The sequence below is a fragment of the Nocardia puris genome (genome assembly GCF_003315035.1).
Taxonomy (GTDB): Bacteria; Actinomycetota; Actinomycetes; order Mycobacteriales; family Mycobacteriaceae; genus Nocardia; species Nocardia puris.
Genome location: NZ_QNRE01000002.1, coordinates 708,248 through 722,234 on the forward strand (window position 1 = coordinate 708,248; position 13,987 = coordinate 722,234).

The window sequence follows — 13,987 nt, forward strand, 5'->3', positions numbered from 1 at the left end:
GCAAGCCGGTAATCTGGCAGTCATGGTCCGTCTTCCGCTCACGCCCGCCCAGATCGAGGCGGGTCGCCGCCTCGGCACCCATCTGCGCACCGCGCGCGGCGACCGCGACCTCGCCTCCGTGGCCGAGGCCGCCGGCATCTCCCCGGAGACTCTCCGCAAGATCGAGACCGGCCGCCTCCCCTCCCCCGCCTTCGGCACCGTCGTCGCGCTCAGCCAGGCCCTGGACATCCCGCTGCAAGAGCTCGCCGACACCTGGCGTGCGGCCAGCCTCGCCGAATCCGCCTGAGCGACAACAGAACTCGATCACGCGCGACGGATCCGCCATGGGCGAACTCAGCCGTCAGTACCCGAGGCCGTGACCGAGTGCGCCACCGGCCAGCCGATGCTGCTGTCGAGCGGCGGCCCGCCGCGGCGCACGACGATCCTGGCGAAGTCACACCGCGGCGGCGCGCCCCATCCAGCACGCCCCCGTGAACCGCACCGTGCCCCCGTCCACGAAGGGTTCGAACGCGGCCCGGACAGTCGAGATCACGCGGGCACGCGTCTCCTCGTCCACCTCGTGCAACACCATCCCGACCCGCCCCAGCCGACTGAAGTACGGAATGAGGGAGGGTTCGGGCATCGTGCATTCCGCATCGACCGGCTCGAGCTCCACACGCCCCCAACCACTTTCGGTCAAGATCGCCGTCACGCGATCACGGTCGGCGAACGCGAACTGACCCGGGCCGTCCGGGTCACGCACCGGCAGGTTCGGCAGCAGCGGCTCGGCGGCGGTCTCGGCGGTCGTCATGAACGGGTTCTCCGCCATGGAACGCCACGCGATGAAGCGCAGCTCGCCCCCGTCGCGGGTGGCGCGGCGCAGGTTGGCGAACGCCGCGACCGGATCGTCGAAGAACATCACGCCGAATCGCGAGACGATCAGATCGAAACTCGCCGCCTCGAACGAATGGCGCTGGACGTCGGCCAGCAGGAACTCGACCGGCGATCCTTCGCGCTCGGCCCGCGCCCGCGCCGCCTCGACCATCGGCGCCGACACATCGGCCCCCAGACAGCGCGCGCCGAGTGCGCGCTGCACCGCGACGGTCGTCCCGCCGGACCCACAGCCGACGTCCAGCACATCGCGCGCGGGAAGGTCGCGCACCTCGTCGACCAGCAGATTCTCGTAGGGCCGCAGGATGCTGTCCAGGAGTTCCTGGGAGTCCACCCAGGCGTTCCCCGCCGCCCCGTTCCATGCCTGGGCGGTCGTCTTGTAGGTCTCTCGACTGGTCTCCATGCTTAGACTGTCTCAATTCAAGCCGACTCGAGGTCAACACGACACTCCTCGATATCGCCGAAGTCTCACGCCGCTCCGGACTGCCGCCCTCGACCCTGCGCTACTACGAGGAGCGAGGCCTGATCACCGCCGCCGGCCGACGGGGCCTGCGCCGCCAGTTCGACCCCGGCGTTCTGCGGCGCCTCGCCTTCATCGCTCTCGCCCGCTCCGCCCGCTTCTCCCTGGACGAGATCGCCCTCATGTTCGCCCCTGACGGCGAACCCACATTGGATCGAAACACGTTGTCCGCCAAGGCCGACGACCTCGACCGCACCATCCGCGAGCTCACGGTCCTGCGCGACGGCCTCCGCCATGCCGCATACTGCCCCGCACCGCGCCACATCGAATGCCCGACCTTCCTCCACATTCTCGGCTCGGTCCTGCCGGGCGCAACCGAAACAACCTCCGACACAAGCGAATCGGTGGCCCACCAGAACTGATGACGCCGACGATCCCGGCTGCTGCGCGCACGCATTGCCCACGGCGACGCAACTTCACCGCCGACACCACCGGCACACCCCATCGCGGGGGTCACCGAGTCAGCATCGGCGCGGAACCCCGGCACCCGATGGTGCGTCAGACAATGCGCAACCGGAGCCCTGCCACTCATCGGCAAGGAACGCGTGCACCTCGCGCCGCGATTCGTCCGACCCCTCCGCAATCAGGACGCCTACTCGCGATCGACGAACCGCGCGACGCGGACACAGAATCCGAACCACTGACCCCGACCTGGCCGCTGACGATCGACTTCTCAACCCCCACCCCGCCCGCGTGAGCACAAAGTCACCCCTCGGCAAATACAGAGCAAATCGGCGGAAATCACCGCACATGAGTATCTACTCCCGGCTTATACCGGAATCCGAGGGACAGGATATCGAGTGGGTGCGGTACCGGCGCGGGCTGTGGAATCGACGGGCGAGCGGGTCGCGGTCGAGGAGATAGGGCCGATCCTCCGGGCCGGGATCGCGCCGCTGCCGGTGCGTCCCCTGGACCTCGCCGACGCGATGGGTGCGACGCTCGCCGAGCCGCTCACCACCCGCACCGCACTCCCCCGCCACGATTCCGCCGCCGTGGACGGCTACGCCGTCAGCGGGTCCCGGCCCGTGGTGGACGCTGCGCCGCGACGTCCATACGGCGGGCATCGCCACCGGCAAGCACCTCGCGGCGGGGCACGCGGTGCGCCTCGCGACCGGCGCGCCCACCCCGCTCGGCGCGACCGCCGTCATCCGCGACGAATACGCCGTCACCGCAAAGGTTTCCGGCCAGCGCGTGATCATGCGCGCCCCCGGCGCACCGATGCGCGACGACACCCGCCGCCGCGGTGAACACTGGACCACCGGGCAACACCTGGCGCCCGCCGGGACGCGCGTGTGTCCGGCGGTGGTGTCGGCCGCGGCCGCCGCCGAGGTCACCGCGCTGCCCGTGCGGGGTCCGGTGCGCGCGAACGTCCTGCTCACCGGCGACGAGATCCGCACACACGGCCCCCTCGGCGACGGACAGACCCGGGACGCACTCGGCCCGATCCTCCCGAATTACCTGCGCGCCTGCGACATTCGCTGCGACCATATCTGGCACCTCGACGACGATCGCGACCTGCTGCGCTCCTGGTTCGAGCTGTCCACCGACGCCGACCTGATCGTCGTCGCGGGCGCCACCGGGCGCGGCGCGGCCGACCACCTGCGCCCCCTGCTCGCCGAAGCCGGCGCGCGCGTACTCATCGACGGTGTCGCCATGCGCCCGGGCGGCTCCCACCTGGTCGCCGTCCTCCCCGACGGCCGCGTCCTGCTCGGCCTGCCCGGCAACCCCTACGCCGCCGTCGCCGCCCTCCTGCTCACCGGTCCCGCCCTCGTCGACGCGCTCACCGCCCGCACGTCCCGTGCCCCGATGTGGGGCCGCATCGCCGCGGGCATCACCGGCGAGATCACCAAGGTGCTGCCGGTGCGCCAGGTGCCGGGCGGGGTGTGGCGCACCGCGGGCCCCGTGCAGACCCCGCACCTGGCCGACCTCATCGGATGTTCCGCGCTCGCGGTGCTGCGCCCCGGCACCGTCCGCGGCAGCCTCGCCGAACTGCTGCCGCTCCCCCGATGACCGCGACGCGCCGACCCCGCCACACGAACCGCGGATGCGGCAATAAACTCTCCCCTGTGTCGAATCTACGGATCAGTGAGGCCGCGGCGCTGATGGGTGTCAGCGATGACACCGTGCGCCGCTGGATCGACCAGGGCCGCCTGCCCTCGATCCGATTGGACAACGGGCGCAAGGGTGTGAGCGGCCGCGACGTCGCCGAATTCCTCCGGGCCACCGCCGACGCGCCGCAACCGGGCGTCACCGTGGCCGCGTCCGCGCGCAACCGCATGCGCGGCATCGTCACCAGGATCGTCAAGGACACCGTGATGGCGCAGGTGGAGATGCAGGCCGGTCCGTTCCGGCTGGTGTCGCTGCTGAGCCGGGAATCGGTGGACGACCTGGGCCTGGAGGTCGGCAGCGTCGCCGTCGCGTCGGTCAAGTCCACGCACGTCGTTGTCGAGATACCGGAAAGTTGACGCAGATGAGGATGATTCGCACACTCGGCGCGGCCACCGCGGCGCTGGGCGTGGTCGCGCTGGCCGGCTGCGGTTCGGACGAACCCACCGCCGCGCCCGACGGCGGGGTCTCGGGCACGGTCACCGTGTTCGCCGCGGCCTCGCTCACCGAGACCTTCACCGAACTCGGCGAGAAGTTCGAGGCCGAGCATCCCGGGGTGAAGGTCGTCTACAGCTTCGGCGCCAGCTCCGCGCTCGCCGAGCAGATCAACCAGGGCGCGCCCGCCGACGTGTTCGTCTCCGCCGCGCCGCGCAATATGCAGCAGGTGGTCGACACCGGCGAAGTGACCGCCGAACCCACCGTCTTCGTGCGCAACCGGCTCGAGATCGCCGTGCCGGCCGGGAACCCGGGCGGCATCACCGGACTCGCCGACTTCGGCAAGACCGAGCCGACGATCGCGCTGTGCGCGGAACAGGTGCCGTGCGGAGCGGCCGCGCAGAAGGTGTTCGAGGTCGCCGGCATCACGCCGCACCCCGACACCCGTGAGCAGGACGTGAAGGCCGTGCTCACCAAGGTGACGCTCGGCGAGGTCGACGCCGCCCTGGTGTACCGGACGGACGTGCGGGCCGCGGGCGACAAGGTCGAGGGCATCGAGTTCCCCGAATCGCAGCAGGCCGTCAACGACTATCCGGTGGCCCCGCTGTCCGGTGCGCCGAACGCCGCGGCGGCCGAGACGTTCGTCGCGTTCATCACCTCCGACGAGGCCGACGCGGTGTTCGAGGCGGCGGGATTCGGCACGCCGTGATCAGTGCCTCGCGACGACGGGCGGTGCGGGGGCGGCGGCCGCTGATCCTCGTGCTGCCCGCCGTCGTCGGGCTGCTGTTCCTGCTCGTCCCGCTGCTCGGGTTGCTGCTGCGCGCGCCGTGGGACACGGTGCCCGAGCGGCTGTTCAGCGCCGAAGTCGGTCAGGCGCTGCGGCTTTCGCTGGTCTGCGCGACGCTGGCGACGCTGGTGTGCCTGGTGCTCGGCATTCCGCTGGCATGGTTGCTCGCGCGCGGCGACGTGCCGGGGCGCGGATTGTTGCGGGCGCTGGTGACGGTGCCGCTGGTATTGCCGCCGGTGGTGGGTGGTGTCGCGCTGTTGCTGGTGCTGGGTCGGCGCGGGTTGGTCGGGCAGTATCTGCACGAATGGTTCGGTGTCTCACTGCCTTTCACCACGGCGGGGGTCGTGGTGGCGGAGGCGTTCGTGGCGATGCCGTTTCTCGTCATCGCCGTGGAGGGTGCGCTGCGGGCGGCCGATCCCCGCTACGAGGAGGCGGCCGCGACACTCGGCGCCTCGCGCTGGTACACCTTCCGGCGCGTGACCCTGCCCTCGGTGCTGCCGGGTGTGGTGGCGGGGGCGGTGCTGTGCTGGGCGCGCGCGCTCGGCGAGTTCGGCGCCACCATCACGTTCGCGGGCAACTTTCCCGGCAAGACTACCACCATGCCGCTGGCCGTGTATCTGGCGCTCGAGACCGATCCGGACGCCGCGATCGTCCTGAGCCTGGTGCTGCTGCTGGTGTCGGTGGGTGTGCTGGTGGCGTTGCGGGAGCGGTGGATTCGAGGTGCGGTGTGAGTCGCGGATTCGGGCACGCGCGATCCCGAGGCCCGCGATGACGCTCGATGCTCGAATCCTGGTCGCCCGAGGGAAATTCACGCTCGAACTCGACCTGCGCGCGGAGCCGGGTGAGGTGGTGGCCTTGCTCGGCCCGAATGGGGCCGGGAAGACGACCGCGCTGCGGGCGTTGGCCGGGTTGCTCGCGTTGACCGACGGGCACCTGCGGCTCGGTGAAAACACGTGGGACGAGGCGCCTTCGGTGTTCGTCCCCGCCGAGAAGCGGGCGGCGGGCGTGGTGTTCCAGGACTATCTGCTGTTCGGTCACCTGACCGCGCTCGAGAATGTGGCGTTCGGGCTGCGGGCGCGCGGATGCGGCCGCGCGGAGGCGCGGGAGCGGGCCGCCGCGTGGCTGGACCGCGTGGGGCTCGCCGAGTTCGCGCAACGCAAGCCGCGGGCTCTCTCCGGTGGGCAGGCGCAGCGGGTGGCGTTGGCGCGGGCGCTGGTGACCGATCCGCAGTTGCTGCTGCTGGACGAACCCCTCGCCGCGCTCGACGCGAGCACCCGCCTCCAGGTGCGGGCCGACCTGGCCCAGCACCTGCGCGACTATCCCGGCCACACCGTGCTGGTGACCCACGACCCCCTCGACGCGATGGTGCTCGCGGACCGCCTCGTCATCCTCGAGCACGGCCGCGTCATCCAGCAGGGGCCGCCCGCCGAGGTCGCGCGCCGCCCCCGCTCCGATTACGTCGCGAACCTGGTGGGGCTCAACCTGTATCGCGGCACCGCCGACGGCACCCGCGTCGCCCTGGACGAGGGCGGCACCTTCACCGTCGCCGAACCGGCCGCGGGCCGCGTCCACGTGGCGTTCCCGCCCAGCGCCGTGAGCCTGCACCCCGACCGCCCGGCCGGCAGCCCCCGCAACACCTGGCCCGTCACGGTCACCGGCATCGAACAGCACGCCCACACCACCCGCGTCCGCCTCGACGGCACCCCCACCGTCCTCGCCGATATCACCCCCGCGACGGTCGCCGACCTGTCTCTACGCCCCGGCCTCGAGCTGTGGGCGGCGGTCAAGGCCACCGAAACCCACACCTACCCGGCGTGATCGAGCAGGACGAGTACGTCGGATACCCGCCCGTGGAACAGCTCAGGCAGGCGCTTCCGAAGCCAGCACGTACACCCACGCCTTCGCCCCCGATCGCAGCGGCACCAGCACGCGGGTGTAGTCGTCCACCTCGTAAGCGTCGGCGGCGGCCAGGTCGTGCGCGTCGATCGTGAAGACGGTGCCGGGAATGCCCGCGGCGGACGGGGCCGGGCGCAGGACGGGGTGGACGGCGCTGCCGCTGGCGGCGATCACGGCCGGGTCTGTGATGAGGACCTCACCCAGTGAGTAGCCCGTGATCTCGTCGGGGCGACCGTCGAGTTCGCGGCCGAAGACGGTGCGTTGCACCTCCGGCTGGCGCAGGGTTCCGTAGGAGAACAGCAGGATGTCGGCCATGCGGTCCATCCGACCAGACTTCGCCGGCCGCGTGGCCGTGACCTGCCTCTCAGTCCCGCACAGCCGGCACGCGCCCTCGGAGAGGTGACCGTAGCAGCCGAGGTGACCAGCCGGTAACACCGAGTTCCTACGGTGGCGGGCAGTGGGTGTGGCGTCGACGGGTGAGGAGGTGTGCCGGTGGCCGCAGGTCCCGGGTCCGAGCCGGTGCGGACGGTGGGCTCGTACTGCGGCGTCGGCTGCGGTCTCGCGGTGGAGACGGACGGCCGACAGGTCCGGAAGGTCTCCGGCGACAAGGCGCACCCCGCCAACGGCGGCCGTCTGTGCACGAAGGGCGCCACGCATGCCGACATGATGGCACGGTCCTCTCGGTCACCCGCGGCGAAGCGATGGCCGTGGTGCGCGTCCGGCTCACCGGCGGCGACGAGATCGCTCAAGCGGTGACCTCGTTCAACTTCCCCGTGGCGACGTCGAACACGAATCCGTCACCCAGGGGCCGCGCGACCCATCGACGCCGCTGCGCCAAACCCTGGCGCGGAGACAGCGACCGCGCTCACATCGATGTGGGACTGGACCTCAACTTAGGTTGATGCATGACCCTGGGTCCATGAACTCCACCACGCATCGACCACACGTCGCCGACGACACCGTCGACCACACGGCCGACATCGCCGCCATCGAACAGCTGATCGCCGACGTCCAACGGGGCTACAACACCAACGACGCCGAGCTCATGGTCAGCGGGTTCACCGCGAACGCCGTCGCGGGCAATGCCGTCGGCACCCTGATCTCCGGCTACGACGCGCTCCTCGACTCCGGGCGGCGCGGGTTGGCCGGGTTCCTGAAGAACGAATACGTCCGCTACGACGTCACCGGCATCACGTTCCTGCGCCCCGATATCGCCTTGGCGCACAAAGCCGCTCGCGCCACCACACCCGACGGCGAGTTGATCGACCGGACCCCGGCGATGGTCGCGCTGTATGTCCTCGTGAAGGAAGGTGATCAATGGTGGGTGGCCGCGCGGCAGAATACGCTCGTACCCGCCGCGGAATGATCATGCGGATCCGCGTCGAATGATCGGACCGAATATCGCACCGAGGACCGGTGCGGCCGGAATTGCGCTGTGACAGAACGGGGCCCGCCCGGTGATCACCACCGGACGGGCCGCATTCTCGCCGATCAGGCGTTGGCGCCGATGATGCCGCCGATCACCGCGCCGATGATGCACCCGGGAATCGCGGGCAGGATCAGGAAGATCGCGCCGATGAGCGCCCCGATCGCACAACCGATCGCGATACCCGCGATCGTGGTGCCCGCGTCACCGATGAACGACAGTTCCGGCTGGGCGGGCGCGCTCGCCGGGGTGAGCGTCAGTTGCGTGGCGGTCGCGTCCAGCGACGGCACCACCCGCACCTGCTGACCCGTCACCGTGTGCAGCGACGTCGGAAGGCTCGCCAGCACAGCGCCATCCGGCGCGCGCACCGCCACGGCGCCGGGCGTGACCTCGAAGGTCCCCCCGGCGAGCGTGACCGTCGCGGCGGAACGATCCGGCGCCACAGCGGCGGTGTATTCGACACCGCGGTCCACGCCGGCCACCACGGCGCCGGGCGCGGCGTGCGCGGTCGCGGTCGCTATTCCGGTGGTGGCGGCGACGGCGAGTACCGCGGCCGCAATCATCTTCTTGATCATGATGAATCTTCCCATCATCCGGCCGATCCGAATTGTGTGTGCCCCGAGAATCGGCTTTCAGGACATCAATAATGATGCGCCACCGTGACCGGCATTGTCGATAGCGTGATGGAAGCGAATTGCGTTGCAAGATCAAGAAATTGACATCGGAATTGGGGGGTTGCATTCCGGCGGCAGGTATTTACGCGGAAACAATTCATGGAAATATCCGGATGCGCTCGGGCGCAACGAAACCGGAACGTCGTCTTTGTGACGGGAGAAACGATGGGGGCGGATTCACCGAACCCGCCCCCCGCGCCCCTACTCGAGTTCGCCCTCGGTCTCCAGGTACACCTGGCGCAGCTTGTCGAGGGTGTCCTGCTCCGGCGCCGACCACATACCGCGCTCGGCCGCCTCGAGCAGCCGCTCGGTGATGCCGTGCAGCGCCCACGGATTCGACTGCTCCATGAACTTGCGGTTCACGTCGTCGAACACGTAACTCTCGGTGAGCTTCTCGTACATCCAGTCGGCGACCACGTCGGTGGTGGCGTCGTAGCCGAACAGGTAGTCCACGGTGGCCGCCATCTCGAACGCGCCCTTGTAGCCGTGCCTGCGCATCGCCTCCAGCCAGCGCGGGTTCACCACGCGGGCGCGGAACACCCGGGTGGTCTCCTCGGAGAGCGTGCGGGTGCGCACCGCGTCGGGGCGGGTGCTGTCGCCGATGTAGGCCTCGGGGTTCTTGCCCGTGAGCGCGCGGACCGTGGCGACCATGCCGCCGTGGTACTGGAAGTAGTCGTCGGAGTCGGCGATGTCGTGCTCGCGGGTGTCGGTGTTCTTGGCCGCCACCGCGATCCGCTTGTAGGCGCTGCGCATGTCGTCGGCGGCGGGCGCGCCGTCGAGGTCGCGGCCGTAGGCATAGCCGCCCCAGGCGGTGTAGACCTGCGCGAGGTCGTCGTCGGTGCGCCAGCTCTTGGAATCGATGAGCTGGAGCAGGCCGGCGCCGTAGGTGCCCGGCTTGGACCCGAAGATGCGGGTGGTGGCGCGGCGGGCGTCGCCGTGCTCGGCCAGATCCGATTCCGCGTGCGCGCGGACGTAATTCGACTCGGCGGGCTCGTCCAGATCGGCCACGAGGCGCACCGCGTCGTCGAGCAGGGCCAGCACGTGCGGGAACGCGTCGCGGAAGAAGCCGCTGATGCGCACGGTCACATCGACGCGCGGGCGGCCCAGCTCCGCGAGCGGGATCACCTCGAGCGTGGTGACGCGCCGGCTCGCCTCGTCCCACACCGGCCGCACGCCCAGCAGCGCGAACACCTCGGCGATGTCGTCGCCGGAGGTGCGCATCGCCGAGGTGCCCCACACCGACAGGCCCACCGAGCGCGGGTACTCGCCGTGGTCGGCCAGGTAGCGCTCCAGCAGCGAATCCGCCATGGCCTGCCCGGTTTCCCACGCCAGCCGCGACGGCACCGCCTTCGGATCCACCGAATAGAAGTTGCGTCCGGTGGGCAGCACGTTGATCAGGCCGCGCAGCGGCGAGCCGCTGGGACCTGCGGGCACGAAACCACCCGCGAGCGCGTGCAGGACGCGCTCCACCTCGATCGAGGTCTGCCGCAGGCGGGGCACCACCTCGGTCGCGGCGAACCGCAGCACCGGGCGCACGGCCTCGGCGGCGTCCCCGGCGAATTCGGCCACCAAGCCGTCGACGGCGTCCACCGACCAGTCCGCGGCTTGCAGGGCGACCAGCAGTTCGCGCGCCCGCGCCTCGACGGCGTCCACGCGCTCGCGCGCCTCACCGCCGGATTCGTTCAGCCCCAATGCTTCTCGCAGACCGGGCACGTTCGCCTCGCCGCCCCACAGCTGCCGGGCTCGCAGCATGGCGAGCACCAGATCCACCTCGGCCTCGCCCTCGGGCGCGCTGCCGAGGATGTGCAGGCCGTCGCGGATCTGCACGTCCTTGATCTCGCAGAGCCAGCCGTCGACGTGCAGCAGCATGTCGTCGAAGGAGTCCTCGTCGGGGCGCTCGGTGAGGCCCAGATCGTGGTCCATCTTGGCGGCGCGCATCAGCGTCCAGATCTGCTGGCGGATGGCGGGCAGCTTCGCCGGGTCGAGCGCGGAGATGTTGGCGTGCTCGTCGAGCAGCTGCTCCAGCCGCGAGATGTCGCCGTAGCTCTCGGCGCGCGCCATCGGCGGGATCAGGTGATCCACCAGGGTGGCGTGGGCGCGGCGCTTGGCCTGGGTGCCCTCGCCGGGATCGTTCACCAGGAACGGGTAGATCAGCGGCAGATCGCCGAGCGCGGCGTCGGTGCCGCAGGAGGCCGACATGCCCAGCGTCTTGCCCGGCAGCCATTCCAGGTTGCCGTGCTTGCCGAGGTGCACCATGGCGTCGGCGCCGAAACCGCCCTGGGCCTCGGGCGCGGCGAGCCAGCGGTAGGCGGCCAGGTAGTGGTGGCTGGGCGGCAGGTCGGGGTCGTGGTAGATGGCGACCGGGTTCTCGCCGAAACCGCGCGGCGGCTGCACGATCAGCACGATATTGCCGAAACGCAGTGCGGCGATGACGATCTCACCGTTCGGATCGGCGGAGCGGTCGACATAGAGTTCGCCGGGCGGCGGGCCCCACGCCTCGATCACGGCCTCGCGCAGGTCTTCGGGCAGCGTGTCGAACCAGGCGGCGTAGGTGGCGGCGCCGATGCGAATCGGGTTGCCCTCCAACTGTTCCGCGGTGAGCCAGTCCGGGTCCTGGCCGCCCGCGGCGATCAGGGCGTGGATCAGGGCGTCGCCGTCGCGCTCCTCCAGCCCGGGGATCTCGCCGGGCGCGCCGAGATCGTAACCGGCCGCGCGCAATTCGGTGAGCAGGCGGATGGCGCTGGCCGGGGTGTCGAGGCCGACGGCGTTGCCGATGCGGGCGTGTTTGGTCGGATATGCGGAAAGCACCAGCGCCAGGCGCTTCTCGGCGGCGGGGATGTGGCGCAGGCGCGCGTGGCGCACCGCGATGCCGGCGACGCGGGCGGCGCGCTCCGGGTCGGGAACGTAGGTGGACAGGCCGTCGGCGTCGAACTCCTTGAAGGAGAACGGGACCGTGATGATGCGGCCGTCGAACTCCGGCACCGCGACCTGGGTGGCGACGTCGAGCGGGGAGAGGCCGTCGTCGTTGTCCGCCCACTGGGCGCGGCCGCTGGTGAGGCAGAGTCCTTGCAGGATCGGCACGTTCAGGTCGGCGAGGGCGCCCACGTCCCAGGCCTCGTCGTCGCCGCCCGCCGACGCGGTGGCCGGTTTCGTGCCGCCCGCCGCGAGGACGGTGACGACGAGCGCGTCGGCCTGGCGCAGGGTGGCGAGGAGTTCGGGTTCGGCGGTGCGCAGCGAGGCGCAGTACAGCGGGAGGGGGCGCGCGCCCGCGTCCTCGATCGCGGTGCACAAGGCGTCGACGTAGCCGGTGTTGCCCGCCAGGTGCTGGGCACGGTAGTAGACGACCGCGACCGTGGGCACGCCCGCGACCGGCGCGGGGTGGCGCGCTTCACGCTCGAGTTCGCCCCAGGTCGGCAGCTGGACGGGCGGTTCGAAACCGTGGCCGGTGAGCAGCACGGTGTCGGAGAGGAAGTTGTGCAACTGTCGCAGGTTGGCCGGGCCGCCCGCCGCCAAGTAGTTGTGGGCGTCGGCCGCCACACCGCCGGGAACGGTGGAACATTCCATGAGTTCGGCGTCGGGGGCGATCTCGCCGCCGAGCGCGGCCATCGGCACCCCGCTGCCGCGCAGCGCGTCCAGCCCTTCCTCCCAGGCGCGTTTGCCGCCGAGGATGCGCACGACCACCAGGTCCGCGCCGTCGAGCAGGCCGGGCAGGTCGTCGACCAGCAGCCGGGCGGGGTTGCCGAGCCGGTAGTCGGCGCCGCTGGCGCGCGCGCTGAGCAGATCGGTGTCGGACGTGGACAGCAGCAGGATCACGGGTGACCTTCCTCGGGTGACGCGCCCATCGGGGGTGTGGTGCTCGCCGGAGAGGGTCTGGCTGTTCACAGTGGCGCGACCGCACCGGAATTCCACCGGTTTCCTCGTCAGCCGCCGAGCACGCCGATGCTACCCGGCGGGTGCTGCGCGCCGGGACACCCGCCTGCGGCTGGCGGGCGGTCGGCCTTCGCGCACCCCGTCGTAGGCTGGGCTCATCATGGCGCGCATCGTTCCCGATTCCTGTCCCGGCGTCCTGCGGTTGCATCAGGCGGCCGACGGGCCGTTGGCGCGGGTGCGGGTGCCGGGTGGGCGGCTCGCGGCGGGGCAGGTGGCGGCGCTGGCGGAGGCGGCGCGGGAGGTCGGGGACGGGGCGATCGAGCTGACCTCGCGCGGGAACGTGCAGCTGCGGCGGGTGCGGGACGCGGCCGCGCTGGAAGCGCGGCTGGTCGCGGCCGGGTTGCTGCCGAGCCGCACGCACGAGCGGGTGCGCAATATCGTGGCGTCGCCGCTGTCGGGGCGGGTCGGCGGGGTGGCCGATGTGCGCGGCCTGGTCGGCGAGCTCGATGCGGGTCTGTGCGGTGACGCGCGCCTGGCGGACCTGCCGGGCCGGGTGCTGTTCACGCTCGACGACGGCCGCGGTGACGTGAGCGGGCTCGGCGGCGACATCGGCGTCCGAGCGGTCGGCACGGACGAGTTCGCCCTGCTGCTCGCCGGAGCCGACACCGGCATCCGGGTCGCGACAGCCGAAGCGGTGGCGGTGCTGCTCGCCGCCGCGCACCTGTTCCTCGACGTGAGTGAGGGGCGCTGGCGGGTGCACGAGGTGCCTGGCGGCCCGGGGCGCATCGTGGACGGGCTCGGCCTCACGCCCGGCGCGGACCGCCTCGATCCGCCCGCGCCGCAAGATCTTCCGATCGGGTGGCTGCCCCAGGACGACGGGCTGGTCGCGCTCGGCGCGGGGGTGCGGCTCGGCACCCTCGACGCCAGGACCGCGGAATTTCTCGCCGCCGTCGAGCGTCCCGTCGTCGTGACACCCTGGCGCGGACTGGTTCTCACCGACCTCGACGAATGGACCGCCGAACAGGTCGTGCGCGTCCTCGCCCCCATGGGCCTGATCTTCGACGCCGCCTCACCGTGGCTGCGGGTGAGCGCCTGCGCGGGACGGCCCGGCTGCGCCAAGTCCCACACCGACGTGCGCGCCGACCTCACGGCCGCCGTGGAATCCGGCCGGGTCCTGCCCGCAGACCAGCCCACCGAGCCCAACGAGAATCCGCTCCCGGCAAGCGAACTCGTCGTCGCGGGCCGCCAGCACTGGTCCGGCTGCGACCGCCACTGCGGACGGCCCCACGACGCCGTATCGGTGACCGCCACACCGAACGGCTACCGCGTCGACTGAGACGGCCTGCCGTTCCTGGAGCGACTCCTCGCACCGTGGGCACGTCCGGCAAGGACCACATCCGTCG

Annotated in this window: 14 protein-coding genes and 1 pseudogene; 11 read left to right on the plus strand and 4 right to left on the minus strand. The window is 71.2% G+C overall.

What is annotated here, in order from left to right:
- Positions 1-22: 22 nt before the first annotated feature.
- Entirely contained in the window at positions 23-286 is a 264-nt protein-coding gene (locus tag DFR74_RS08930) for a helix-turn-helix transcriptional regulator (protein WP_067512832.1), read from the plus strand.
- Positions 287-433: 147 nt separating this feature from the next.
- Here the strand turns inward: DFR74_RS08930 and DFR74_RS08935 are convergent, their stop codons facing one another.
- The gene (locus DFR74_RS08935; RefSeq protein ID WP_067512830.1) at positions 434-1,273 is read right to left on the minus strand and encodes a class I SAM-dependent methyltransferase; all 840 of its coding nucleotides are present in this window, start codon (positions 1,271-1,273) and stop codon (positions 434-436) included.
- Between DFR74_RS08935 and DFR74_RS08940 the strand changes: the two genes are divergently transcribed.
- From DFR74_RS08940 to DFR74_RS08965, 7 genes and pseudogenes are all read left to right on the plus strand, one after another.
- A complete protein-coding gene (locus tag DFR74_RS08940) occupies positions 1,231-1,752 on the plus strand; it encodes a helix-turn-helix domain-containing protein (RefSeq protein ID WP_084538049.1) in 522 nt (173 codons plus the stop codon). The two genes, DFR74_RS08935 and DFR74_RS08940, sit on opposite strands and share 43 nt — an antisense overlap.
- A 564-nt stretch (positions 1,753-2,316) precedes the next feature.
- Positions 2,317-2,653, plus strand: a pseudogene (locus DFR74_RS37950) (molybdopterin-binding protein); the annotation flags it as partial.
- A gap of 93 nt (positions 2,654-2,746) precedes the next feature.
- The gene (locus DFR74_RS37955) at positions 2,747-3,400 is read left to right on the plus strand and encodes a molybdopterin-binding protein (protein WP_411719596.1); all 654 of its coding nucleotides are present in this window, start codon (positions 2,747-2,749) and stop codon (positions 3,398-3,400) included.
- A gap of 56 nt (positions 3,401-3,456) precedes the next feature.
- Positions 3,457-3,855 (plus strand): TOBE domain-containing protein, encoded by a 399-nt coding sequence (locus DFR74_RS08950; RefSeq protein ID WP_067512824.1) that lies wholly within the window; start codon positions 3,457-3,459, stop codon positions 3,853-3,855.
- Between the two features lie 11 nt (positions 3,856-3,866).
- The gene (gene modA, locus DFR74_RS08955; protein ID WP_067512823.1) at positions 3,867-4,640 is read left to right on the plus strand and encodes a molybdate ABC transporter substrate-binding protein; all 774 of its coding nucleotides are present in this window, start codon (positions 3,867-3,869) and stop codon (positions 4,638-4,640) included.
- Positions 4,637-5,449: a molybdate ABC transporter permease subunit gene (modB, locus tag DFR74_RS08960; protein WP_067512821.1), complete on the plus strand. Its 813-nt coding sequence runs from the start codon at positions 4,637-4,639 to the stop codon at positions 5,447-5,449. Before modA ends, modB begins: the two co-directional genes overlap by 4 nt.
- A 37-nt stretch (positions 5,450-5,486) precedes the next feature.
- Positions 5,487-6,536, plus strand: coding sequence for an ABC transporter ATP-binding protein (locus DFR74_RS08965; RefSeq protein WP_067512819.1), 1,050 nt, complete (start codon positions 5,487-5,489; stop codon positions 6,534-6,536).
- Positions 6,537-6,578: 42 nt separating this feature from the next.
- Here the strand turns inward: DFR74_RS08965 and DFR74_RS08970 are convergent, their stop codons facing one another.
- A complete protein-coding gene (locus DFR74_RS08970; RefSeq protein ID WP_113975046.1) occupies positions 6,579-6,929 on the minus strand; it encodes a gamma-glutamylcyclotransferase family protein in 351 nt (116 codons plus the stop codon).
- Between the two features lie 249 nt (positions 6,930-7,178).
- Between DFR74_RS08970 and DFR74_RS08975 the strand changes: the two genes are divergently transcribed.
- A complete protein-coding gene (locus DFR74_RS08975) occupies positions 7,179-7,370 on the plus strand; it encodes a hypothetical protein (protein WP_232331871.1) in 192 nt (63 codons plus the stop codon).
- Between the two features lie 163 nt (positions 7,371-7,533).
- Positions 7,534-7,980 carry an SgcJ/EcaC family oxidoreductase gene (locus tag DFR74_RS08980; protein ID WP_067512813.1) on the plus strand — a complete coding sequence of 149 codons (447 nt, stop codon included), beginning with the start codon at positions 7,534-7,536 and terminating at the stop codon, positions 7,978-7,980.
- A 125-nt stretch (positions 7,981-8,105) separates the two neighbouring features.
- Here the strand turns inward: DFR74_RS08980 and DFR74_RS08985 are convergent, their stop codons facing one another.
- Positions 8,106-8,615 (minus strand): hypothetical protein, encoded by a 510-nt coding sequence (locus DFR74_RS08985; RefSeq protein WP_233444436.1) that lies wholly within the window; start codon positions 8,613-8,615, stop codon positions 8,106-8,108.
- A 300-nt stretch (positions 8,616-8,915) separates the two neighbouring features.
- Complete coding sequence (gene cobN / locus DFR74_RS08990) at positions 8,916-12,527, minus strand: cobaltochelatase subunit CobN (RefSeq protein ID WP_067512811.1); 3,612 nt, start codon at positions 12,525-12,527, stop codon at positions 8,916-8,918.
- Between the two features lie 217 nt (positions 12,528-12,744).
- Here cobN and cobG point away from each other — a divergent pair, with 217 nt between their 5' ends.
- The gene (cobG, locus tag DFR74_RS08995) at positions 12,745-13,920 is read left to right on the plus strand and encodes a precorrin-3B synthase (RefSeq protein WP_067512809.1); all 1,176 of its coding nucleotides are present in this window, start codon (positions 12,745-12,747) and stop codon (positions 13,918-13,920) included.
- Positions 13,921-13,987: the final 67 nt, after the last annotated feature.